This is a genomic window from Bacillus sp. LR_5 (assembly GCF_042709275.1).
Map to the genome: position 1 here is coordinate 1 of NZ_JAVAXX010000054.1, position 22,498 is coordinate 22,498.

At 45.2% G+C, this 22,498-nt stretch carries 25 protein-coding genes; 20 read left to right on the forward strand and 5 right to left on the reverse strand.

Annotated features, from left to right (window positions below; genetic code table 11):
- Window positions 1-82 precede the first annotated feature (82 nt).
- Genes obgE through pheA form a run of 3 tightly spaced genes read left to right on the forward strand, consistent with a single transcriptional unit; the run spans window position 83 to window position 2,741 of the window.
- Window positions 83-1,369, forward strand: coding sequence for a GTPase ObgE (obgE, locus tag RAC86_RS13570; RefSeq protein WP_014114646.1), 1,287 nt, complete (start codon window positions 83-85; stop codon window positions 1,367-1,369).
- Window positions 1,370-1,426: 57 nt separating this feature from the next.
- A complete protein-coding gene (thrR, locus tag RAC86_RS13575) occupies window positions 1,427-1,870 on the forward strand; it encodes a transcriptional regulator ThrR (RefSeq protein WP_003222630.1) in 444 nt (147 codons plus the stop codon).
- Between the two features lie 16 nt (window positions 1,871-1,886).
- Window positions 1,887-2,741: a prephenate dehydratase gene (pheA, locus tag RAC86_RS13580; RefSeq protein WP_014114645.1), complete on the forward strand. Its 855-nt coding sequence runs from the start codon at window positions 1,887-1,889 to the stop codon at window positions 2,739-2,741.
- A gap of 24 nt (window positions 2,742-2,765) precedes the next feature.
- On the opposite strand, the gene RAC86_RS13585 is transcribed toward pheA, so the two are convergent.
- Window positions 2,766-3,308 (reverse strand): transcription repressor NadR, encoded by a 543-nt coding sequence (locus RAC86_RS13585; RefSeq protein WP_014114644.1) that lies wholly within the window; start codon window positions 3,306-3,308, stop codon window positions 2,766-2,768.
- Window positions 3,268-4,455 (reverse strand): IscS subfamily cysteine desulfurase, encoded by a 1,188-nt coding sequence (locus RAC86_RS13590; RefSeq protein WP_061186686.1) that lies wholly within the window; start codon window positions 4,453-4,455, stop codon window positions 3,268-3,270. The genes RAC86_RS13585 and RAC86_RS13590 overlap by 41 nt, the downstream gene beginning before the upstream one ends.
- 102 nt (window positions 4,456-4,557) lie before the next feature.
- Between RAC86_RS13590 and nadB the strand changes: the two genes are divergently transcribed.
- The 6 genes from nadB (at window position 4,558) to RAC86_RS13620 (ending at window position 10,913) form a co-directional block, all read left to right on the forward strand.
- Entirely contained in the window at window positions 4,558-6,153 is a 1,596-nt protein-coding gene (gene nadB, locus RAC86_RS13595) for an L-aspartate oxidase (RefSeq protein WP_061186685.1), read from the forward strand.
- Window positions 6,107-6,976, forward strand: coding sequence for a carboxylating nicotinate-nucleotide diphosphorylase (gene nadC, locus RAC86_RS13600; protein ID WP_041521025.1), 870 nt, complete (start codon window positions 6,107-6,109; stop codon window positions 6,974-6,976). Before nadB ends, nadC begins: the two co-directional genes overlap by 47 nt.
- Window positions 6,963-8,069: a quinolinate synthase NadA gene (gene nadA / locus RAC86_RS13605; protein WP_072566628.1), complete on the forward strand. Its 1,107-nt coding sequence runs from the start codon at window positions 6,963-6,965 to the stop codon at window positions 8,067-8,069. The genes nadC and nadA overlap by 14 nt, the downstream gene beginning before the upstream one ends.
- A gap of 115 nt (window positions 8,070-8,184) precedes the next feature.
- On the forward strand, window positions 8,185-9,345 hold the full coding sequence (gene safA / locus RAC86_RS13610) for a spore coat assembly protein SafA (protein ID WP_072566627.1): 1,161 nt from the start codon (window positions 8,185-8,187) through the stop codon (window positions 9,343-9,345).
- 147 nt (window positions 9,346-9,492) lie between these two features.
- The gene (locus tag RAC86_RS13615) at window positions 9,493-10,089 is read left to right on the forward strand and encodes a YhcN/YlaJ family sporulation lipoprotein (RefSeq protein ID WP_072183421.1); all 597 of its coding nucleotides are present in this window, start codon (window positions 9,493-9,495) and stop codon (window positions 10,087-10,089) included.
- Window positions 10,090-10,190: 101 nt separating this feature from the next.
- Window positions 10,191-10,913, forward strand: a complete 723-nt coding sequence (locus RAC86_RS13620) for a YebC/PmpR family DNA-binding transcriptional regulator (protein WP_072183433.1) — start codon at window positions 10,191-10,193, stop codon at window positions 10,911-10,913.
- 40 nt (window positions 10,914-10,953) lie between these two features.
- Here RAC86_RS13620 and RAC86_RS13625 read toward each other — a convergent pair whose 3' ends face one another.
- The gene (locus RAC86_RS13625) at window positions 10,954-12,408 is read right to left on the reverse strand and encodes an alanine/glycine:cation symporter family protein (RefSeq protein ID WP_072183422.1); all 1,455 of its coding nucleotides are present in this window, start codon (window positions 12,406-12,408) and stop codon (window positions 10,954-10,956) included.
- A gap of 272 nt (window positions 12,409-12,680) precedes the next feature.
- On the opposite strand from RAC86_RS13625, the gene RAC86_RS13630 reads away from it, so the two are divergent.
- Window positions 12,681-12,803: a hypothetical protein gene (locus tag RAC86_RS13630; protein ID WP_014114635.1), complete on the forward strand. Its 123-nt coding sequence runs from the start codon at window positions 12,681-12,683 to the stop codon at window positions 12,801-12,803.
- 45 nt (window positions 12,804-12,848) lie between these two features.
- Here the strand turns inward: RAC86_RS13630 and RAC86_RS13635 are convergent, their stop codons facing one another.
- Window positions 12,849-13,496 carry a phosphotransferase gene (locus RAC86_RS13635; RefSeq protein WP_061186680.1) on the reverse strand — a complete coding sequence of 216 codons (648 nt, stop codon included), beginning with the start codon at window positions 13,494-13,496 and terminating at the stop codon, window positions 12,849-12,851.
- Window positions 13,497-13,732: 236 nt separating this feature from the next.
- On the opposite strand from RAC86_RS13635, the gene iolG reads away from it, so the two are divergent.
- The 9 genes from iolG to yajC all read left to right on the forward strand — a co-directional run bounded on the left by iolG (window position 13,733) and on the right by yajC (window position 21,195).
- A complete protein-coding gene (iolG, locus tag RAC86_RS13640) occupies window positions 13,733-14,758 on the forward strand; it encodes an inositol 2-dehydrogenase (protein WP_072566626.1) in 1,026 nt (341 codons plus the stop codon).
- Between the two features lie 79 nt (window positions 14,759-14,837).
- Window positions 14,838-16,145, forward strand: coding sequence for an MFS transporter (locus RAC86_RS13645; protein WP_072566625.1), 1,308 nt, complete (start codon window positions 14,838-14,840; stop codon window positions 16,143-16,145).
- Between the two features lie 47 nt (window positions 16,146-16,192).
- The gene (bofC, locus tag RAC86_RS13650; protein ID WP_014114631.1) at window positions 16,193-16,705 is read left to right on the forward strand and encodes a sporulation cell-cell signaling protein BofC; all 513 of its coding nucleotides are present in this window, start codon (window positions 16,193-16,195) and stop codon (window positions 16,703-16,705) included.
- 139 nt (window positions 16,706-16,844) lie between these two features.
- Window positions 16,845-17,450: a Holliday junction branch migration protein RuvA gene (ruvA, locus tag RAC86_RS13655; RefSeq protein ID WP_003222665.1), complete on the forward strand. Its 606-nt coding sequence runs from the start codon at window positions 16,845-16,847 to the stop codon at window positions 17,448-17,450.
- 10 nt (window positions 17,451-17,460) lie between these two features.
- Entirely contained in the window at window positions 17,461-18,465 is a 1,005-nt protein-coding gene (gene ruvB, locus RAC86_RS13660) for a Holliday junction branch migration DNA helicase RuvB (RefSeq protein WP_072183425.1), read from the forward strand.
- Window positions 18,458-18,658, forward strand: a complete 201-nt coding sequence (locus tag RAC86_RS13665; RefSeq protein ID WP_003222669.1) for a DUF2905 domain-containing protein — start codon at window positions 18,458-18,460, stop codon at window positions 18,656-18,658. The genes ruvB and RAC86_RS13665 overlap by 8 nt, the downstream gene beginning before the upstream one ends.
- Before the next feature lie 29 nt (window positions 18,659-18,687).
- Complete coding sequence (gene queA, locus RAC86_RS13670) at window positions 18,688-19,716, forward strand: tRNA preQ1(34) S-adenosylmethionine ribosyltransferase-isomerase QueA (RefSeq protein WP_072566624.1); 1,029 nt, start codon at window positions 18,688-18,690, stop codon at window positions 19,714-19,716.
- Window positions 19,717-19,742: 26 nt separating this feature from the next.
- Complete coding sequence (gene tgt / locus RAC86_RS13675; protein ID WP_003237529.1) at window positions 19,743-20,888, forward strand: tRNA guanosine(34) transglycosylase Tgt; 1,146 nt, start codon at window positions 19,743-19,745, stop codon at window positions 20,886-20,888.
- Window positions 20,889-20,928: 40 nt separating this feature from the next.
- Window positions 20,929-21,195 (forward strand): preprotein translocase subunit YajC, encoded by a 267-nt coding sequence (yajC, locus tag RAC86_RS13680; RefSeq protein ID WP_003222677.1) that lies wholly within the window; start codon window positions 20,929-20,931, stop codon window positions 21,193-21,195.
- A 56-nt stretch (window positions 21,196-21,251) separates the two neighbouring features.
- Here yajC and RAC86_RS13685 read toward each other — a convergent pair whose 3' ends face one another.
- The gene (locus RAC86_RS13685) at window positions 21,252-21,641 is read right to left on the reverse strand and encodes a TIGR04086 family membrane protein (RefSeq protein WP_061186696.1); all 390 of its coding nucleotides are present in this window, start codon (window positions 21,639-21,641) and stop codon (window positions 21,252-21,254) included.
- A 198-nt stretch (window positions 21,642-21,839) separates the two neighbouring features.
- Between RAC86_RS13685 and RAC86_RS13690 the strand changes: the two genes are divergently transcribed.
- Window positions 21,840-22,496, forward strand: coding sequence for a DUF421 domain-containing protein (locus tag RAC86_RS13690; protein ID WP_014114625.1), 657 nt, complete (start codon window positions 21,840-21,842; stop codon window positions 22,494-22,496).
- Window positions 22,497-22,498: the final 2 nt, after the last annotated feature.

Sequence of the window (22,498 nt, forward strand, 5' to 3'; positions counted from 1 at the left end):
CTTTGAGATCACAAGTCACGAATGCCTGATTGAAATTGGGTTGGACTAGCGGAGTTTTTAACGGTTTAGAACGGAGGACATTATGTTTGTAGATCAGGTCAAAGTATATGTAAAAGGCGGCGACGGCGGCAACGGGATGGTTGCGTTTCGTCGTGAAAAATATGTGCCGAAAGGCGGCCCTGCCGGCGGTGACGGAGGAAAGGGAGGAGACGTCGTTTTTGAAGTGGATGAAGGTCTCCGCACCCTGATGGATTTTAGATACAAAAAACATTTTAAAGCGATTCGCGGCGAGCATGGCATGTCCAAAAACCAGCACGGGCGAAATGCTGATGATATGGTCATTAAAGTTCCGCCAGGCACCGTTGTGACAGACGATGATACAAAGCAGGTCATCGCTGATTTAACAGAGCACGGACAGCAGGCTGTCATTGCAAGGGGCGGAAGAGGCGGAAGAGGAAATTCCCGCTTTGCTACGCCGGCTAATCCCGCGCCTCAGCTTTCAGAAAACGGCGAGCCGGGAAAAGAACGCTACGTTGTTCTTGAATTAAAAGTGCTTGCGGATGTCGGGCTTGTCGGATTCCCGAGTGTTGGAAAATCCACTTTGCTGTCTGTTGTCTCATCTGCAAAACCGAAAATTGCGGACTATCACTTTACAACGCTTGTCCCGAATCTCGGCATGGTTGAAACGGATGACGGACGCAGCTTTGTTATGGCCGATTTACCGGGACTGATTGAAGGCGCACACCAAGGCGTCGGACTTGGCCACCAGTTTTTGCGCCATATCGAACGGACACGGGTTATCGTTCACGTCATTGACATGTCCGGCTTAGAAGGCCGCGATCCGTATGAGGATTATGTGACGATTAACCAGGAGCTGAGCGAGTACAACTTGCGTCTCACGGAACGTCCGCAAATTATCGTTGCAAATAAAATGGACATGCCGCAGGCTGCGGAAAATCTTGAAGCCTTTAAAGAAAAGCTGACGGATGATTACCCGGTATTCCCGGTCAGTGCGGTGACAAGAGAAGGCCTTCGTGAGCTTCTGTTTGAAGTCGCCAATCAGCTGGAGAACACACCGGAATTCCCGCTGTATGACGAGGAAGAGCTTACACAAAACCGTGTCATGTACACGATCGAGAATGAAGAAGTGCCATTTAACATTACTCGCGATCCAGACGGTGTATTTGTGCTTTCAGGAGATAGCCTTGAGCGGTTATTCAAGATGACTGATTTCTCACGTGATGAATCGGTTAAACGGTTTGCAAGACAAATGCGCGGAATGGGTGTTGATGAAGCACTCAGAGAACGCGGTGCCAAGGATGGAGATATTATCAGGCTTCTGGAGTTTGAATTTGAATTTATTGATTAATGATGGCAGAAAGGAGAGCCTGGATGTCAGGCTCTCTATTTTAAAGGGGGGATGCAAATGAAAGAGGAGACATTTTATCTTGTCCGTGAAGATGTATTGCCCGATGCGATGAGAAAAACATTGGAAGTCAAAAAGCTGCTTGATCGAAAAAAAGCAGATTCAGTGGCAGATGCCGTTCAAAAGGTCGATTTAAGCAGAAGTGCGTTTTATAAATACAGAGATGCTGTTTTTCCATTCTACACTATGGTTAAAGAACAAATTATCACACTTTTCTTTCATTTGGAGGATAGGTCAGGTGCGTTATCTCAGCTCCTGCAGGCTGTAGCGGATTCTGGAAGCAACGTTCTTTCCATTCACCAGACGATTCCGCTTCAGGGCAGAGCAAATGTGACACTGTCTATCAGTACGTCTGCCATGGAAGAGGACATTCATACGTTAATGAATAAGCTCAGGAAGTTTGATTTTGTTGAAAAGGTTGAAATATTAGGTTCAGGTGCATAAGGGAGAGAATATCGTCATGAGAGTCGGTTACTTAGGTCCAGCAGCTACATTCACACATCTAGCAGTCAGTTCTTGTTTTCAAAACGGCGCCGAACATGTTGCTTACCGAACCATACCGGAGTGTATAGATGCGGCAGTTGCAGGCGAAGTTGATTTCGCTTTTGTTCCTTTAGAGAATGCATTAGAAGGATCAGTAAATTTAACGATAGACTATTTAATACATGAACAGCCCTTGCCAATTGTGGGTGAAATGACATTGCCGATTCATCAGCACTTGCTTGTCCATCCTTCCAGAGAGAATGCATGGAAAGAGCTCGACAAAATTTACTCGCACTCACACGCGATTGCGCAATGCCATAAATTTCTCCATCGACAATTTCCTTCCGTTCCATATGAATACGCCAATTCAACCGGGGCGGCAGCAAAATTTGTCAGTGACCATCCCGAGCTGAATATCGGGGTCATTGCCAATGACATGGCAGCTTCTACATACGAATTAAAAATTGTGAAACGAGATATACAGGATTATAGGGATAATCATACGAGATTTGTTATCCTGTCTCCTGATGAAAACATATCATTTGAAGTCAATTCAAAATTGAGTTCAAGGCCCAAAACGACCCTGATGGTAATGCTTCCGCAGGATGAATCAGGGGCTTTGCACAGAGTGCTGTCTGCTTTTTCTTGGAGAAACTTAAACTTGTCAAAAATTGAGTCACGTCCGACTAAAACCGGATTAGGCCATTATTTCTTTATTATTGATATTGAGAAAGCGTTTGATGAGGTGTTGATTCCAGGTGCCATGCAGGAGCTCGAAGCACTCGGCTGCAAAGTGAAACTTCTTGGTGCATATCAGTCCTACCAATTATAAAAAAAGCCCCTTTAAGGGCTTTTTTTAGTCTTTAATTAAAATACCTGCTTCCTCGAGTGCTAGGCAGGCTTGGTCGATGCGGTGTTCATCGGGTGCTGTCAGTGTATGGAGATGCACGCCGTCAGTCAGCTGTGATAAATAGGCTGCATTCGTAGAATTGATTTTTTTAATGAAATTGCTAACTTCCTTCCGGGTGCCTACTTGGATGGCAGCAGTTAAATCTCCGTATACGGGATGTTCGATTTTTACGTCTTTTACTGTAACACCTTCGTCCACGATGAGCTGCAGTTCCTCTTCTGTCCGTTCAGGACCGTGCAGACAAGCGATGATTCTTTCGGCCTGCTGGTGCTGCTGAGCGGCTGCATCCATGTATACATATCCTTGGCTTGTGGCGATAATCGGTTCATTTTTCGCTTTCAAGAGCGATATATCCTGTACAATAACCTGTCTTGAAACGTTCGCTTTTTTTGCGAGTTCTCCTCCTGTCAGCGGTGATGTGGATTCCTTCAGCCACAGAAGAAGCTGGTCACGCCTGTTGGCGCCCATAAGCTTTAATTCTTCGGTCAATATCGAATTCTCCTTTCTTTTGTTCCCAAAGCGCTGTAAACGTATGTAATAACTTATCCAGCTGTTCAGCCGTTGTATGCCTTCCAAAAGAGATGCGGATAAATTGGAGGGCTTCTTGTTCTGTTTTTCTTAATGCTTTCATCGTTGCAGACGGACCGTGATAACCGGCAGAACAAGCGCTGCCCGTTGAAATGCAAATATTACTCCGATTACATTCTAACATAACATATTGTCCTTCAAATGAGTGAAAAAAACACCCTATAATATGCGGAAGACATTCTGCTTGTGAAGTGTCTGCCGCAAGAGTTACAGGGAGAGACCGGATGCGGATTTGGTCTAGAAAGTATGTTCTTAACGCCTCATTGCGGGATATCTGTTTTTCCATTTCGCTTATTATTAGCTCCGCAGCAGCAGTGAAGGCTCCGATTCCGGGGACATTCACGGTGCCGGCTCTGAATCCATGTTCGTGAGTGATGAGAGGATAAACGGGTTTCCAAGGGACATTTGGCCGAATATAGACCGCACCCACCCCTTTAGGACCGTGGACTTTATGGCTGGACAAAGAGAGTGCATCCACCCCCAATTCTTCTGTATCGATTGGGATTTTTCCAAACGTTTGAACAGCGTCGCTATGAAGAAGAATACCCCTATTGTGGAGGTATGAAGACAGACGTTGAATGGGCTGAATGATCCCGGTTTCAGAATTGGCATGCTGAATAGATACCAGGCCTGTTTCCGGCCGGATATGAGCTGCCAATATTTCCTCGGTAATAAGCCCGTATTCATCCGGTTCAATGATTGTTACATCAAATCCATGCTGTTCTAGAAAAGCAGCACAGCTATGAATGGACTGATGCTCCATGGCAGTCGTAATGAAATGTCTTTTTGCTTTTGGCAGGCCGTTTAGCAATGATTGAATGGCCAGAAAATTGGATTCAGTGCCGCCGCTTGTAAAATAGATGCCGCTTGCTTCTCCGCCAATGATATTGGCGATTTTTTCACGGCAGTACTCCAGTATGTGCTTTGCTTTTCCTCCCGCATCATGCAGGCTGCTGGCATTTCCGTACATATCCATGCTGAGTTTCTGATATACGTTAAGGGCTTCCTCACAAATAGGCGTTGTCGCTGCAAAATCTAAATAAATCATCCGGTCTTCCTCCATCCGTTCTCCATAAAAAACTCTTGAGTTTATTTTATCCTTGTGTAAATATAGGTGTCAAGACAGGTGTAAACAACAGGAGGGTGGCATATGTCTAAAAAGACGATTGCAGTCATCGGTTCAGGGGCGGCGGCACTTTCTTTAGCGTCAGCTTTCCCGCCCTCATATGAAGTGACTGTCATCACTAAAAAAAGCGTCAAAAATAGCAACTCTGTCTACGCGCAAGGCGGCATTGCTGCGGCTTATGCAAAAGGTGACTCGATTGAAGCCCATCTGGAGGATACGTTATATGCAGGATGCGGACATAATGATCTAGCTATTACAGCAGACGTTTTACATGATGGAAAAATCATGATTCAAAGCCTATTGGAGAGTGAATTTCCATTCGACCGCAATGAGCAAGGCGATGTTTGTCTTGGCAGAGAAGGAGCCCACTCATACAACCGTATTTTTCATGCAGGCGGAGACGCAACAGGCAGACTGCTTGTTGATTATTTGCTGAAACAGATCGACAGCAACATCGAGTTAATCGAGCATGAAACAGCAGCAGATTTGCTTGTTGAGAATGGACGCTGTATCGGCGTCATGACAAAAGACAGCCAGGGGCAGATCAAGGTAAGACATGCGGATGAAGTTGTGCTGGCGGCTGGCGGATGCGGGAGTCTGTTTCTTCACCATACGAACGATTCATCTGTCACAGGTGACGGCCTTTCTTTAGCTTACCGGGCCGGAGCGGAATTAACTGATTTAGAGTTTACCCAGTTTCACCCGACACTGCTTGTAAAAAATGGTGTTTCCTACGGGCTTGTTTCAGAGGCTGTCAGAGGGGAAGGCGGATGTTTAGTTGACGAAAATGGCCGCCGGGTTATGGCTGAACGACATCCTTTAGGTGACTTGGCTCCAAGGGACATCGTCTCACGGGTTATTCATGAAGAAATGGCAAAAGGAAACCGCGTTTACATTGACTGCAGTGCGATTTCTGATTTCGAAGCACGTTTCCCTACCATCACCGCTATTTGTGAAAAAGCAGGGGTTGATATCCAAAGCGGAAAAATCCCTGTGGCACCGGGAATGCATTTCTTAATGGGAGGTGTTTCAGTTAGTTGCTGGGGGGAAACGACAGTACCGGGGCTTTATGCGATTGGAGAGACTGCATGTACCGGTTTACATGGAGCCAATCGGCTTGCGAGCAATTCCTTGTTGGAGGCACTGGTGTTTGGAAAAAGAGCAGCAGAGCATATTATGCAAAAACCGGTTTATAACAGGCAATATCAATCATCATCAGAAACCAGCGTAATCTACAAGGTGCCGAATACAGAGGTGTATGAATTGCAAAGCAGAATGACAAACCACATGTCTATCTTGCGGGAACAAGGCAGTCTGATTGAGCTGAGCAACTGGCTTCATATGCTGTCTTTTCAGGAAATGAATGTGAAGGACATCACAATACCTCAGCTGGAGCTTTCTCATTTATGGCAGGCTGCAAAGCTGATGACATCTTCTGCGCTTTTGCGGGAGGAAAGCAGAGGGGCTCACTTCCGCACCGATTTTCCTCAAGCTGATGTGCGCTGGCAAGGAAGACAAATTGTCCATACAAAAAAGGGAACGAAGATTAGAAAAAACGAGGGGATTTGGAAAAATGAATCATTTACAGCTGAAAAAATTGCTGAATCACTTTTTTCTTGAGGATATAGGGATGGGGGATTTAACATCGCAGGCCATCTTTAGAGAACAGAGCTGTGAAGCTGAGATTGTTGCAAAGTCAGACGGTATCTTTGCAGGAGCTGCGGTGATAAAAGAGGGCTTTGCTTTATTAGATGAAAATGTTCAAACCATTTTACACAAAACAGATGGAGACATTTTGCGAAAAGGTGAAGTGATTGCCGTGTTACGCGGTCCGGCGGCTGCGCTTCTGTCAGGAGAGCGGGTCGTATTAAATCTTATTCAGAGGCTGTCAGGAATTGCGACGATGACAAGGGAGGCAGTCCGTAGGCTGGATGATGAACAGATTAAAATTTGTGACACGAGAAAAACAACACCGGGGCTGAGAATGCTGGAAAAATACGCTGTCAGAGCGGGCGGCGGGTATAATCATCGATTCGGCTTGTATGACGGCGTCATGATTAAAGACAATCATATTGCAGCATGTGGCTCTATTTTAGAGGCATGCCAAAAAGCGCGTCAGACCGTGGGACATATGGTAAATATTGAGGTGGAAATTGAAACGGAGGAACAACTGCGAGAAGCAATTGAAGCAGGCGCAGATGTTATTATGTTTGACAACTGCCCGCCTGAGACGGTCCGTCATTTTGCAACTCTCACACCGGACCATATAAAAACTGAAGCTTCGGGCGGGATTACGTTAGAATCTTTGGCTGCTTTTAAAGGGACGGGCGTGAATTATATTTCATTAGGGTTTCTGACTCATTCCGTCAAAAGTTTAGATATCAGCATGGATGTTACATTATCAAATGAATCTGCGGAGGAATGCCGTTATGTCAATTCTTGATGTGATAAAACGATCGAATGATATGATGCCTGAAGGTTACAAAGGAATGTCGAGAAAGGATATGGAAACGCGTGTTGCCGCCATTAAGAAAAAGTACGGCAGCAGGCTCTTTATACCAGGACATCATTATCAAAAAGATGAAGTGATACAATTTGCTGACCAAACAGGCGATTCCCTGCAGCTGGCCCAAATTGCGGAAAAAAACAAAGAAGCGGATTATATTGTTTTTTGTGGCGTACACTTTATGGCAGAAACCGCTGATATGCTGACAGGCGAGGAACAAACGGTCATCCTGCCTGATATGAGAGCAGGGTGTTCTATGGCCGACATGGCTGATATGCAGCAGACCAATAGGGCATGGGAGAAACTTCAGCATATATTTGGAGATACGATCATACCTTTAACTTATGTGAACTCCACTGCGGAGATCAAGGCTTTCGTCGGTAAGCATGGCGGAGCGACTGTGACTTCTTCGAATGCGAAAAAAGTGCTTAAATGGGCGTTTACACAGAAAAAACGAATTTTATTTTTGCCTGATCAGCATTTAGGGAGAAATACGGCTTATGATTTGGGCATCGCGCTTGAGGATATGGCTGTGTGGGATCCGATAAAAGATGAATTAGTAGCTGAACCTGAGCATAAGAATGTGAAAGTGATTTTGTGGAAAGGGCACTGCTCTGTTCACGAAAAATTCACCGCGAAAAATATCCAAGATGTGAGGGACCGTGATCCTGACATTCGGATCATTGTGCATCCGGAGTGTTCACATGAAGTCGTGACACTAAGTGACGACAGCGGATCAACAAAATATATTATCGATACAATCAACCAGGCTCCGGCGGGAAGCAAGTGGGCAATCGGAACAGAAATGAATCTTGTTCAGCGGATTATTCACGATCACCCTGATAAACAAGTCGAATCACTTAATCCTGACATGTGCCCATGTCTGACAATGAACCGAATCGATTTGCCGCATTTGCTGTGGTCTTTGGAACAAATAGAAAAAGGAGAACCTTCGGGTGTGATCAAGGTGCCAAAAGCCATTCAGCAAGATGCCCTCCTTGCCCTGAATCGAATGCTTTCGATCACGTAAATCAGAAATATTTCCCCTCCTGTACTCATAACTTCTTTTGTTCAGGCATATGTTGTGAAGAAACATATTGTAATCACAGCTGAACTGTTCACGTTTTGCATAGGAGGGGAAAACGTTGAAAATCCATATCGTTCAAAAAGGCGATTCGCTCTTGAAAATAGCTGAAAAGTACGGAGTCGATATTGAGGAAGTGAAGAAGCTTAATACACAGCTCAGCAATCCAGACTTAGTCATGCCTGGAATGAAAATAAAAGTGCCGTCTGAAGGTGTCCCGGTCAGAAAAGAGCCAAAAGCGGGCAAAAGTCCGGTACCCGGGAGTGTGAAGCAAGATCATCCATATGCGAAAGAGAAGCCTAAATCCGTTGTCGACGTAGAAGACACAAAGCCGAAAGAAAAGAAGTCTGTGCCGTATGTCCCGCCGATGCCTAATTTGCAGGAAAATGTGTATCCTGAAGCTGATGTGAACGATTATTATGATATGAAACAGCTTTTCCAGCCTTGGTCGCCTCCTAAACCGGAGGAGCCGAAAAAACATCATGACGGAAATATGGATCAGATGTATCACATGCAAGACCAAGATCAATTTCCACAACAGGAGGCTATGAGTAATATGGAAAATGCAAATTATCCGAATATGCCTAATATGCCAAAGGCGCCAGAGGTAGGCGGTATGGAAGAAGAAAACGTTCATCACACAGTTCCGAATATGCCGGCTGTTCAGCCTTATCATCATTATCCGGCTCATTTCGTGCCATGTCCGGTTCCTGTTTCACCAATTCTTCCAGGGTCAGGATTATGCTACCCGTACTATCCGGCACAAGCTTATCCAATGTATCAGCCACATGGATACCAGCCAAGTTTTGTATCGCCTCAGTATGATCCGGGTCAATATGAAAACCAGTATCATGAAAACAGCCATCACGGACATTTCGGTTCATACGGAGCGCCTCAATACGCATCTCCGGCTTATGGATCTCCGTATGGACATATGCCGTATGGCCCTCATTATGGCACTCCTCAAGTGATGGGTGCATACCAGCCGCCAGCGGCCCCAGGATACATGCCGTATAAAGATCATGACGACTGCGGATGTGATGATGATCATCAGCCATATTACTCCGCACCTGGCTATTCTGGAGGCGGAGCTTATGGTACCCCTAATATGCCTTACGGCGGCGCGAATCCAAATCCATATGCGGCCGGAGTTTCTATGCCAATGGCGAATCAGCCTTCTGTAAACCAAATGTTTGGCCGGCCGGAAGAAGAAAATGAGTGATTGTGCGGAACGATGTAAATCGTTCCTTTTTTTGTTTCGGCGCAGATCACTGTCAAATGGACAGAACTTACACGCTTAACATCCCCCTCGGACGCACATGATAAAAACGAGCAAACATGCTCAATTCGTCCACGGGGGGTTTTTCCATTGGGTAAAAAAATGACGATCGCAAGCTTGATTCTAATGACAGCGGGCTTAACAGCATGCGGAGCAAACGATAATGCTATGAATGATACACGCAATAACGGCAACACCCGTCCAATCGGATATTATACAAATGAAAATGACGCTGACAGACAGGGAGAAGGAATCGACAATGATGGTCCTGTTACTGAATTAATGGAGGACCAGAACGGCGGTAACCGAAACACAACGAATGTGAATAACCGTGACCGTGTTACTGCTGACGATCGCGTTCCTTTGGCAACTGACGGAACATATAACAACACGAATAACAGAAACATGAATCGGAACGTGACGAACAACGGATATAACAACCAAGAAAACAGAAGACTGGCTGCAAAAATTGCCAACCGTGTGAAACAAGTGAAAAATGTCAATGACACACAAGTGATGGTAACGGATGACCGAGTAGTCGTCGCAGTCAGAAGCCATACAGATTTCACAAAGTCCGACAGGGATAACGTTGCAAAAGCGGCACGCAACTATGCGAATGACCGTGACGTCCAAGTGTCCACAGATAAAGGACTGTTCAGAAGACTTCATAAAATGAACGCCCGCTAAGGATGAAGGCTGCCGGAAGTGATGTTCGGCAGCCTTTTTCATTGCATCAACGGACAATACCCATTAAAGTGTACATAGAAAATGTAAAAGAAGGTGAAAACATGGCAGGCCATTCCAAGTGGAAAAACATACAAAAAAGAAAAAATGCGCAGGATGCAAAGCGCGGGAAAATATTTATGAAGCTTGCGAAAGAAATCTATGTGGCAGCGAAAGAAGGCGGAGCTGATCCTGAAGCAAATTCAGCATTGCGTCTTGTCATCGAAAAAGCAAAAGGCGCCAATATGCCGAATGAAAATATAGACCGTGCCATTAAAAAAGCTGCGGGGAGCTTAGATGGAAGCAGCTATGAGGAAATTACCTATGAAGGCTATGGCCCATCAGGGATTGCCGTGATGGTTGAATGTGTAACAGATAACAAAAACCGAACGGCCTCAAATGTGCGGACAGCATTTAATAAAAATGGCGGAAGTCTGGGAGAAAGCGGATGTGTAGCCTTTTTATTTGAACGGAAGGGATTTATTGCAATCGACCGTACAGATCGGCAAATAGAAGAAGATGAGCTCATGCTGGATGTGCTGGAAGCAGGGGGAGAAGAACTGAAGACTGAAGAAGACCAATATGAGGTATTAACAGAGCCCGAGCGTTTTGAAAAGGTAAAAACAGCTCTCGAATCGAAATATCCAATTTCTTCGGCAGAGGTGACCATGCTTCCGAAAACCTATGCAGATGCCGATGATCAGGCTGTTGAGAAGCTGGAAAAATTGATCGACATCCTTGAGGATGACGATGATGTTCAAGAAGTATATACCAATTATCGCTCATAAAAAACCGGCACGATGTCATATCGGGCCGGTTTTTGTATATTCAAGAGACACGCTCATTTTCCTGTGTGTATTCTTTCTCCCAGAAATCAGCGTTTTTGATCCCCAGCGCTTTCGGATCAAAGACCGGGTCTAAGCCCTGCTTCTTTTGGCGCTCGTAATCCTTTAAAGCGAGAAGCGCCGGTTTGGCTAACAGCACAATTGCAATGACGTTCAGCCATACCATAATGCCAAGCCCTGCATCGCCTAATGCCCAAGCAAGAGAAGCGGTTTTCACTGTTCCATAGAACGTCGCGGCTAAAATAATCAGTTTTAAGCCAAGCATTGCCCATTTGCTTTCTCTGCCTCGGGCTAAATAGACGATATTTGTTTCTGCGATGTAGTAATATGCCATAATTGTTGTAAATGCGAAGAAGAATAAAGCGATGGCAACAAAGCCTGCACCGAATCCGGGAAGAACATTGTCAATGGCCGCTTGTGTGAAACCGGGCCCCGCCTCTACGCCTTTAAGTTGATGAACGATAAAGGAACCATCTGCAGCCTGAGTATTGTACATGCCGGTAAACAAGATCATGAAAGCTGTAGCGGAACATACAAATAACGTGTCGATATAAACAGAAAATGCCTGAACCAGCCCCTGCTTGACCGGGTGGGAAACTTCTGCAGCGGCCGCCGGATGCGGGCCGGTTCCCTGGCCAGCTTCGTTTGAGTAAATGCCTCGTTTGACACCCCAGGAAATCGCCATGCCGATCAGGCCGCCAAAAGCGGAATCTAAAGCAAAAGCGCTTTTGAAAATCAATGAGATCACAGCAGGCAATTCAGAAACATTCATGATAATAATGATCAAAGACAGCAGGATATAGCCAATGGCCATAAACGGAACAATCATTTGCGCGGCACTGGCAATTCGTTTGACACCGCCAAAAATGATAAACCCTAATAATAAAACGAGAACACAGCCTGTAATGGCAGGGGAGATGCCGAATGCATTTTTGACGCCAGCCGCAATGGAGTTGGACTGTACGCCCGGCATCAGAAGGGCCATTGCAATAAGGGCAGCAGCGGCAAAAAAGACGGCAAACCACTTAATGCCTAAGCCTTTTTCAATATAATAAGCCGGACCCCCTCGATATTGGCCGCCTTGTTTCACTTTGTAAATTTGGGCAAGAGTTGACTCAACAAAGGCGCTCGCCGCACCGATAAAGGCAATCGCCCACATCCAGAACACCGCACCGGGTCCGCCGAATGCAATTGCTGTCGCCACACCCGCGATGTTTCCTGTCCCCACTCGTCCGGACAGCGCAATCGATAATGCTTGAAAAGAAGAAACGCCGGCTTCAGAGCTCTTTCCTTTGAACATCAGAACAATCATTTCTTTCAAATGTCTGACTTGTAAAAAACGGGTCATAATAGAAAAGATTAATCCAATCCCCAATAAAATATAAATGACAGGGGTACTCCATAAGACCTCGTTTAAACTAGTAACAAAATCTGCCATTAGGCTTCCTCCTCACTTCATTTCGAATACATGTATAAAAAGGATTTTGGGCTAATTGAACTATTTCTACAATCGATTTGTCACATTATATGACCGGTAATTATCAATAAGAAGAGGAAGGAAAAAAGAAAAACGCAGCATATTGATTACGCTGCGTTTTTCTAAATTTCACCACATATCAGGTTCATACTATCTTTACATTTCCTTAAAATTCCCTCAATAAAGCGGTGGTATGATGAAATAAAACAAATAAAGGGTGAGGGGAGACAGAAATGGAGAAAACGACTTGTCATTCCAGCGAGAAAGGCTCAGAAGCGGTCTACTTAACTGTGAGAGGCTATCGAATTAAGCTGTCGCCTGAACAAATGAAACTGATTTCTGCCTTTAGAAAGTAAAAATATATGGACGAAGGCAGCCGCTTGTGCGGCTGCCTTTTTGATTTAAGAATATTTTCTTTTCCGTTGTGCGAAATGCTTTTGTAACCAATTTTTCTTATATAAAAATGCGATGATCTCCAGCCAAAAACCCGGAATCTTTTTGGGGAATATCGGTTTTTTATAGAGTGCATGATAAGCTGATTTTAAATCGTCCCACTGGGTGCACTTTTTTGTCTGTTCGAATCTTGCAACATCAATCACCCGCACTGTCCCGGTTTCTGTCAGAATCAGATTCCGCAAATGAATGTCTGACGGGTTCAGGCCAGCTGCCCGGGCGTCAGAAAGTGCTTCTTCAACCTGCTGAATCATGTCATCACTAATCACAATGCCTTTCTTCAGACAGTTATAAAAGGTTTCGCCTTTAATATATTCCATGAGAATAAATGAATCACCAGTTTCGTAAATGTCAGGGTAGAATGCGGACCCGGCTAATTTTTCATAGATCGCGGCTTCTTTGACGGCTGTCGCTTGATACTCCGGAAAAAATACTTTCAGCGCCATTTTTCGATCGCCTTCTGTTAAGGCAAACACATAGGCGCTTCTTCCCTTGCCGATTAGTGTTAATTCCTCGGGTTTTTCTTTGACTTTATCAAATCTGCTGTTCTTGCGGTATATGACTGAATGGGCCAGTGCCTCTGCTTTTGTCAGCATTTCATTCACCTTCTTTGCTCTATTTTATGCAGTTGTTTATAGGAAAATCATAAACTGTTCAGGAAAAAGAGCCTAATTCTAGTGTATCTGGTCTTGAAGAAGAAGGCTACCTATAAGCATTAATTGTGATAAAAGAGACATAGAGCGCTCATTTCTATTCTTGAAAAGCGCTTACAAATGGGATAGTATTAATTTTAAATAAAGCGCTTTCGTAAATGTTCAAGGGGGAACAAGCCATGACAAAACAGATTGTGACAGGGATTATCGGTGCAGGGCGCATCGGCAAACTTCATGTTCAAAATATACGCCGGATTCCTCATATGAAAATAAAAGCAGTCTCTGATATTCAGGTAAGCCGTATAAAAAGCTGGGCCGACAGTCATCAGATTGAATACATAACCTCTGATTATCGTGAGTTATTACATGACCCGGATATTGACGCTGTTTTTATTTGCTCACCGACAGCCGTACATGCACAGATGATAAGAGAAGCAGCCGAGGCGAAAAAGCATATTTTTTGTGAGAAGCCCGTCAGTTTCTCTCTGGACGAAACAAAAGAAGCGCTTGCGGCCGTCCGGAAACACGGGGTTGCACTCCAAGTCGGATTCAATCGCCGTTTTGATCCTCATTTTAAGAAAATCAAAACAATTGTTGAAAATGGTGAAATCGGTACGCCCCATTTATTAAAAATCACGTCGCGGGACCCAGAGCCCCCGAATATAGATTATGTCCGTACTTCAGGCGGCTTGTTTATGGATATGTCGATCCATGATTTTGATATGGCCAGGTATATTGTGGGAAGCGAAGTGACGGAAGTGTATGCAAAAGGGGCGGCTCTGGTGAATCCCTCTTTTGCAGAGCTGGGCGATATTGATACAGCTGTCATTACACTGACTTTTGAAAACGGTGCCATGGCTGTGATTGACAACAGCCGCCAAGCTGTGTACGGATATGACCAGCGGGTCGAGGTTTTCGGGACGAAAGGCTCTGCAGCGGCGGACAACAGCAGGCCGACGACGGTTGAAGTGTCAACTGCTGATTTTGTGATGAAGGATAAACCGCATTTCTTTTTCCTTGAACGTTATAAAGATGCGTATGAGGAGGAGGTTCTTCGGTTTGCAGAAGCGATCAAAACAAACCGGGAAACTGCCTGCACCGGCAATGACGGTTTTCAGGCGGAACGGATCGCCAGAGCGGCACAGCAATCGCTTGCTTTTGGCATGCCTGTCAGTATTGAGCATACTGAAAAAGTCGCTTTTTGACCAAACGGGATTACATTTCAGCAAGCTTGGGTATAGAACCTCCATTGATACTTTAGAAAAAAAGTAGGCGGTGGAGAAAATGAATACAGCACATGCTAAAGGAAATGTTTTGGATAAAATCGGAATTCCTTCTCACATGGTTTGGGGTTATATTGGCGTTGTCATCTTTATGGTTGGAGACGGGCTCGAACAAGGCTGGCTGTCTCCTTTTCTCGTTGATCATGGTCTCAGCATGCAGCAATCCGCATCGTTATTTACCATGTACGGCATTGCTGTCACCATCTCGGCTTGGCTATCAGGCACGTTTGTCCAAACTTGGGGGCCAAGAAAAACGATGACTGTCGGCTTGCTTGCATTTATCCTCGGTTCGGCCGCTTTTATCGGCTGGGCGATTCCTCATATGCATTATCCGGCTCTCTTAGGCAGCTATGCACTTAGAGGCTTAGGATATCCGCTGTTTGCATACTCTTTTCTCGTGTGGGTGTCATACAGCACCTCTCATCATATTCTCGGAAAAGCCGTCGGCTGGTTTTGGTTTATGTTTACGTGCGGCCTTAACGTACTCGGTCCGTTCTATTCCAGCTATGCGGTTCCGGTCTTTGGAGAAATCAATACGCTTTGGAGCGCTTTACTGTTTGTGGCGGCAGGCGGATTCCTCGCCCTATTTTTTAACAAAGATAAATTTACACCGGTACAAAAACAAGATCAGCCGAAATGGAAAGAACTGTCGAAGGCATTTACAATTATGTTTGAAAACCCTAAAGTCGGCATCGGCGGAGTGGTCAAGACGATTAATGCCATAGGACAATTCGGATTTGCCATCTTTCTCCCTACTTATTTAGCGCGTTACGGGTATTCCGTTTCGGAATGGCTGCAAATATGGGGGACGCTATTTTTTGTGAATATTGTGTTTAATATCATTTTCGGTGCAATCGGAGATAAACTTGGCTGGCGCAATACCGTGATGTGGTTTGGCGGTGTCGGGTGCGGTATTTTTACGCTGGCGCTTTATTACACGCCACAGTTGATCGGGCATCAGTATTGGGTGCTGATGATTATCGCTTGCTGTTACGGTGCGGCATTGGCTGGCTACGTTCCATTAAGCGCGCTTTTGCCGACGCTTGCACCTGATAATAAAGGCGCTGCCATGTCAGTGTTAAATCTGGGATCTGGTTTATGTGCGTTTATCGCGCCGGGCATCGTAAGTCTTTTCATTGGACCGCTCGGCGCAGGCGGGGTCATTTGGATCTTTGCAGTATTGTATTTTTTCAGCGCTTTTCTGACACAATTCTTGACGATTTCTGAGAAAAGCGCCGGTGTGTATACGGAGGAACGGCTTGTCAGAGAAAACGTGCAAACAAATTTCGAGAAAACGGTTAAGCAGTAGCCTCTTTGGTCAAACTAGTCATAAACGTGTGCAAAGAGGTGTAGAGGGTGAAACGATTCAGCACGGCGTATCTTTTGCTGGGCATTCTTTGCTCAGCCGCAGCATTTCTAATAGATGCTCCTCCCCGCGCGCTTGGGGCGGAAGTGGAGCACTATGAACCGCTGCAAGTGCATGTGCAGCTTGAGAAAGTGTATTTGGACGGAGATGTCAGCATTGAGCATAAACGTGAAAAAGTGCTTTCTATGGATGATTTTTGGGCAGCCTATGCCGGCTGGACGCTTGTCGAACAAAAAAAGGGATATGTGCTCTTCCGGAAGCAAATGGACGATATTTCACCGCTCAGTAAGGTAAATGGGTATATCGGTGTATCGGATAATGGAGTGATCTCCACTTTTCATGGTCGGCCTGAGTCAGCTTCCGAACCGATTCAGTCTTTTTTTCAAATTGATTTAGAAAGGCTGGAAAGCCATATGCAAAAAAATCTGCTGAAAGGCATTCCATTTCGGACAAAAGCGGAGTTTGAGGATGTCATAGAACACATAAAGACATACAGCGGATAACGTCCGCTGATTGAAGACATGTAATCATGTCTTTTTTTTTCGTGGAAGAATGAGAGAGAAGCGAACGTATGTTAACTTTTCTATAAGACTTTGGCTGTTTTTATGGTACAATGAAGAACAGTCAAAGAGGTGAATTTGCGTGATTGAATTTGTTAAAGGGACGATTGATTATGTATCTCCCCAATATATTGTGATAGAGAACGGCGGCATTGGCTATCAGATTTTCACGCCGAATCCGTTTATATATAAGGAGAGAAACCAAGAAACGATTTTTACGTACCATCATATCAGAGAGGATGCTTTTTCGCTTTACGGTTTTTCAACAAGAGAGGAGAAGGCGCTCTTTACAAAACTGTTAAACGTGACCGGAATCGGTCCAAAAGGCGCACTCGCCATCTTGGGCTCAGGTGATCCGGGAGCGGTAATCCAAGCGATTGAAAATGAGGATGAAGCCTTTTTGGTCAAGTTTCCTGGTGTAGGAAAGAAAACTGCTCGCCAGATTATTCTTGACTTAAAAGGAAAACTCGCTGATGTTGTGCCTGAAATGATTGAAAATCTGTTTAATCATGAAGAAAGGCTTGAAAAACAAACAGCAGAAACAGCTCTGGAAGAAGCGCTAGAGGCCCTCAGGGTTCTCGGATATGCTGAAAAAGAAATTAAAAAGGTGCTTCCTCACTTAAAAGAAGATACTGGACTCACAACAGACCAATATGTGAAAAAAGCATTACAAAAACTATTGAAGTAAGGTGATGTTCATGGATGAACGGCTCGTCTCAAGTGAAGCAGACAACCATGAATCAGTGATAGAGCAAAGCCTGAGGCCGCAAAATTTGGCTCAGTATATCGGGCAGCATAAGGTGAAAGAAAATTTGCGCGTGTTTATAGATGCGGCAAAAATGAGACAGGAGACACTTGATCATGTTCTTCTGTACGGGCCGCCCGGACTCGGGAAAACAACGCTTGCTTCCATCGTTGCCAATGAAATGGGAGTGGAATTACGTACGACATCTGGGCCTGCGATTGAAAGGCCTGGTGATTTGGCTGCCATATTAACGGCGCTAGAGCCGGGAGATGTATTATTTATCGATGAAATACATAGGCTTCATAGATCGATTGAAGAGGTGCTGTATCCTGCGATGGAAGACTTTTGTCTGGATATTGTGATCGGCAAAGGCCCTTCTGCCCGCTCAGTCCGGCTCGATCTTCCTCCTTTTACGCTTGTAGGCGCAACGACGAGGGTAGGGCTTTTGACGGCGCCGTTAAGAGATCGTTTCGGCGTAATGTCTCGCCTTGAGTACTATACGCAAGAAGAGCTGGCGGACATTGTCACAAGAACCGCTGATGTATTCGAGGTTGAAATTGATAACCCGTCTGCTCTCGAAATCGCGAGGCGATCGAGAGGGACGCCCCGCGTAGCGAACCGCCTGCTGAGAAGGGTCCGGGATTTCGCCCAGGTGCTGGGTGACAGCCGGATCACGGAAGAGATTTCGCAGGATGCGCTGGAGCGGCTGCAGGTTGACCGTCTCGGTTTGGATCATATTGATCACAAGCTGCTGATGGGCATGATCGAAAAATTTAACGGCGGTCCGGTGGGTCTTGATACCATTTCAGCCACGATCGGCGAAGAACCGCATACGATTGAAGACGTGTACGAACCGTACCTCCTGCAAATCGGATTTATCCAAAGAACGCCGCGGGGAAGGATCGTGACACCGGCCGTTTATCATCATTTCCAAATGGAGGCTCCCCGATATGACTGAATTTCCTAAGATCATTATGATTCTTGGTGCTGTTTTGCTTATCATCGGAGCAGTGTTGCATTTTGTCGGCAAGATGCCGGGAGATATTTTTGTGAAAAAAGGAAATGTCACGTTTTTCTTCCCGGTTGTCACTTGTATCATCATAAGTGTGGTATTATCAATTTTGCTTAATCTATTCGGCAGAATGAAATAACAAAAGACTAGAATAAAGGTGAAATCATCATGAAAGTCGATTTATTTGATTTTGAATTACCGGAACGTTTAATTGCACAAGTGCCGTTGGAGCAGCGTGATGCTTCAAGGCTGATGGTGCTTGATAAACATACAGGAAAGCTGACTGACAGCTCGTTTAAACACATTATCAGCTTCTTTAAAGAAGGAGATTGTCTTGTGCTGAACAATACCCGTGTGCTGCCTGCGCGGTTATTCGGCACAAAAGAGGATACTGGCGCGAAAGTGGAACTGCTTTTGCTGAAACAGGAAGCTGGTGACAGGTGGGAAACACTTGCCAAACCGGCGAAACGGGTAAAAAAAGGAACCATTGTGACATTTGGAGACGGAAGGTTGAAAGCTGTCTGCACGGAAGAGCTTGAGCATGGCGGCAGAAAAATGGAATTCCAGTATGACGGTATTTTCTACGAAGTGCTGGAATCCCTTGGAGAGATGCCGCTCCCGCCATATATTAAAGAACAGCTTGATGACAGAGAGCGCTACCAGACCGTGTATTCTAAAGAAATCGGCTCAGCGGCCGCGCCTACTGCAGGCCTTCACTTCACGGAAGAAATCTTACAGCAATTGAAAGACAAAGGTGTGCAAATTGAGTTCATCACTCTGCACGTAGGCCTTGGAACGTTTCGCCCTGTGAGTGCCGATGACGTTGAAGAGCATAATATGCATGCGGAGTTTTATCAAATGTCAGAAGAAACGGCTGCAGCCTTAAACAAAGTGAGAGAAAAGGGAGGCCGGATCATTTCCGTCGGCACGACATCGACACGCACGCTTGAAACGATTGCCGGGGAACATGACGGGCAATTTAAAGCATCAAGCGGCTGGACATCTATTTTTATTTATCCGGGCTATGAATTTAAAGCCATTGACGGAATGATTACAAACTTCCATTTGCCGAAATCGTCTTTGATTATGCTGGTGAGCGCGCTTGCTGGAAGAGAAAACGTTCTGCGCGCTTATAATCATGCGGTGGAAGAGGAATACCGTTTCTTCAGCTTCGGAGACGCGATGCTGATTCTATAATTTAAGAACAGGAGGCCTCATCAAAAGTGGCTGAACAACCAATACGCTATGAATTTATAAAAGAATGCAAACAAACAGGAGCGCGGCTGGGCAAAGTGCATACCCCTCACGGCTCCTTTGAAACGCCAGTTTTTATGCCGGTCGGCACACTGGCGACAGTCAAAACGATGTCACCTGAAGAGCTGAAAGCAATGGATGCGGGCATCATTTTAAGCAACACCTATCACCTATGGCTCCGCCCGGGTCACGATATTGTCAAAGAAGCCGGCGGGCTCCATAAATTTATGAACTGGGACCGCGCGATTTTAACAGATTCAGGCGGTTTTCAGGTCTTTTCTTTAAGCAAGTTTCGTAATATAGAGGAAGAGGGCGTTCATTTCCGCAATCACCTAAATGGAGACAAGCTGTTTTTATCTCCGGAAAAAGCGATGGAGATCCAAAACGCACTCGGCTCTGATATTATGATGGCGTTTGACGAATGCCCGCCATATCCGGCAGAGTACGATTATATGAAGCGGTCAGTAGAACGGACAAGCCGCTGGGCAGAACGCTGCCTGAATGCCCACAACCGTCAGGATGAACAAGGGCTGTTTGGCATTGTACAAGGCGGAGAATATGAAGATCTGCGCACGCAAAGCGCGAAGGACTTGATTTCTCTTGATTTTCCGGGATATGCTATAGGCGGATTATCTGTCGGTGAACCGAAGGATGTCATGAACCGTGTGCTCGAGTTTACAACACCGCTTTTGCCGAAGGATAAACCGAGATATCTGATGGGAGTTGGTTCTCCGGACGCGCTGATCGACGGAGCGATCCGCGGGGTCGACATGTTTGACTGTGTGCTGCCTACCCGGATTGCAAGAAACGGCACTGTGTTTACAGCTGAAGGCCGTCTCAATATGAAAAATGCGAAATTTGAAAGAGACTTCCGTCCGATTGATGAAGAGTGTGATTGCTATACATGTAAAAACTACACTCGCGCGTATATCAGACACTTGATCCGCTGCAATGAAACATTTGGCCTTCGATTAACAACTTACCATAACCTTCATTTTCTGTTACACTTAATGGAGCAGGTAAGACAGGCTATTCGCGAGGATCGTCTGGGTGATTTCCGAGAAGAGTTCTTTGAGCGTTACGGCTACAACAAGCCAAATGCGAAAAGCTTCTAAATAAAAATGAAAACCAGGCTTACAGAAAGGGGTGAAAATCATGACAGGCACTTTAGGTACATTGGTTCCTATTATTTTAATGTTTGCGGTCCTTTACTTCTTGCTGATTCGTCCTCAGCAAAAACAGCAAAAGGCAGTCCGCCGAATGCAGGAGGAACTGAAAAAAGGCGATTCAGTAGTGACAATCGGGGGATTGCACGGTACTGTTGACTCTATCGACGAAAGCAAAGTCGTCATTAAGACTGGTGAAAACACACGTCTTACGTTCGACCGCCGCGCGATCAGAGAAGTTTCTGCTGCTGAATAACAGCAGGAGCTATACATAGCAAACAAAAAAGAGCGGGTGAGTGAGCCCGCTCTTTTTTATGTGGAAGACCTGTTTCCCCTCATGTTCACGCCGAAAACCCCGCCCAGCATGCACACCCCTAAAAATCCAAGATGGAAGAGCAGCTGTTCCGCTGTAAATGTCTTTCCGAATCCTAAATACTGAAACAATAAAATAATCAGAGAAAAGCTTAAGGCAGTCAATGCCCCGATCATCCAGCCTCTTTCCTTTCCTTTACCGCCAGAAATGAACCCGCCGATGAACAAAGAAAGAAATGAGATGGCGGTGATCAGCCAGTTGAATGATGACTCTTCCAGCGTGGTTGCCGTCAGTAAAAGTGAAACGGCTAAACTTGTCAGGAGCATGGCTGAGAAAATGGCGATTAAGCCGTAAAGAATGCCTTTTCCAACTTGTTTCGTTTCCTCCATAAATGTCTCCTCTCTGCCTGTATTAAAAGGCTTCTGTTCTTTTTCAACAAAGCCGCCAGACATGCTGATGGCTCGTCTTTGTAAAAATGTATTCCCCTATCGCATGAATTAGACGTAAAAGCTTTATGAAATACGATCGCTTTTTCCTTACATAAATTGTTCGTTTTGTTGCATCCTATAATGAGTTGGAGGTGCAAGATGGAAGAGCTTCTCACTATTACGTTTCGCACAATCATATTGTATTTTGTAATATTGGTCATTTTTCGTTTTATGGGCAAACGGGAGATCGGGGAGCTTAGCATTTTAGATCTCGTTGTCTTTATCATGATGGCTGAAATTGCCGTTTTAGCCATAGAAAACGTAGAAGATCATCTATTTCACACTATTTTGCCAATGCTTGTATTAATGATCATCCAAGTGACTTTGGCATACTTTTCTTTAAAAAACCGAAAAGTCCGCCAGCTTCTTGACGGAAAGCCGACCATTATTATTAAATATGGGAAAATTGACGAAGACGCCATGAAATCACAGCGTTATAATTTCGATGATTTAATGGTTCAGCTCAGAGAAAATAACATCGACAGAGTGGCTGATGTATCATTTGCCATTTTAGAGCCGTCAGGCAAACTGACTGTTGTAAAGAAAGAAAACAGCGGAGAGCATCGGCAGCTCGAAATGCCGCTTATTATAGATGGCTCTATTCAAATGGAAAACCTGTCCAGGATTGAAAAAGATCAACAGTGGCTGCTTGAAAAACTAAGAAAACACGGATATGCAAACCCTTCAGATATTTCATTTTGCTCGTTTACTGACGGTGAGTTATTTATAGATAAAAAAGATGGGCACCGCACGTGACC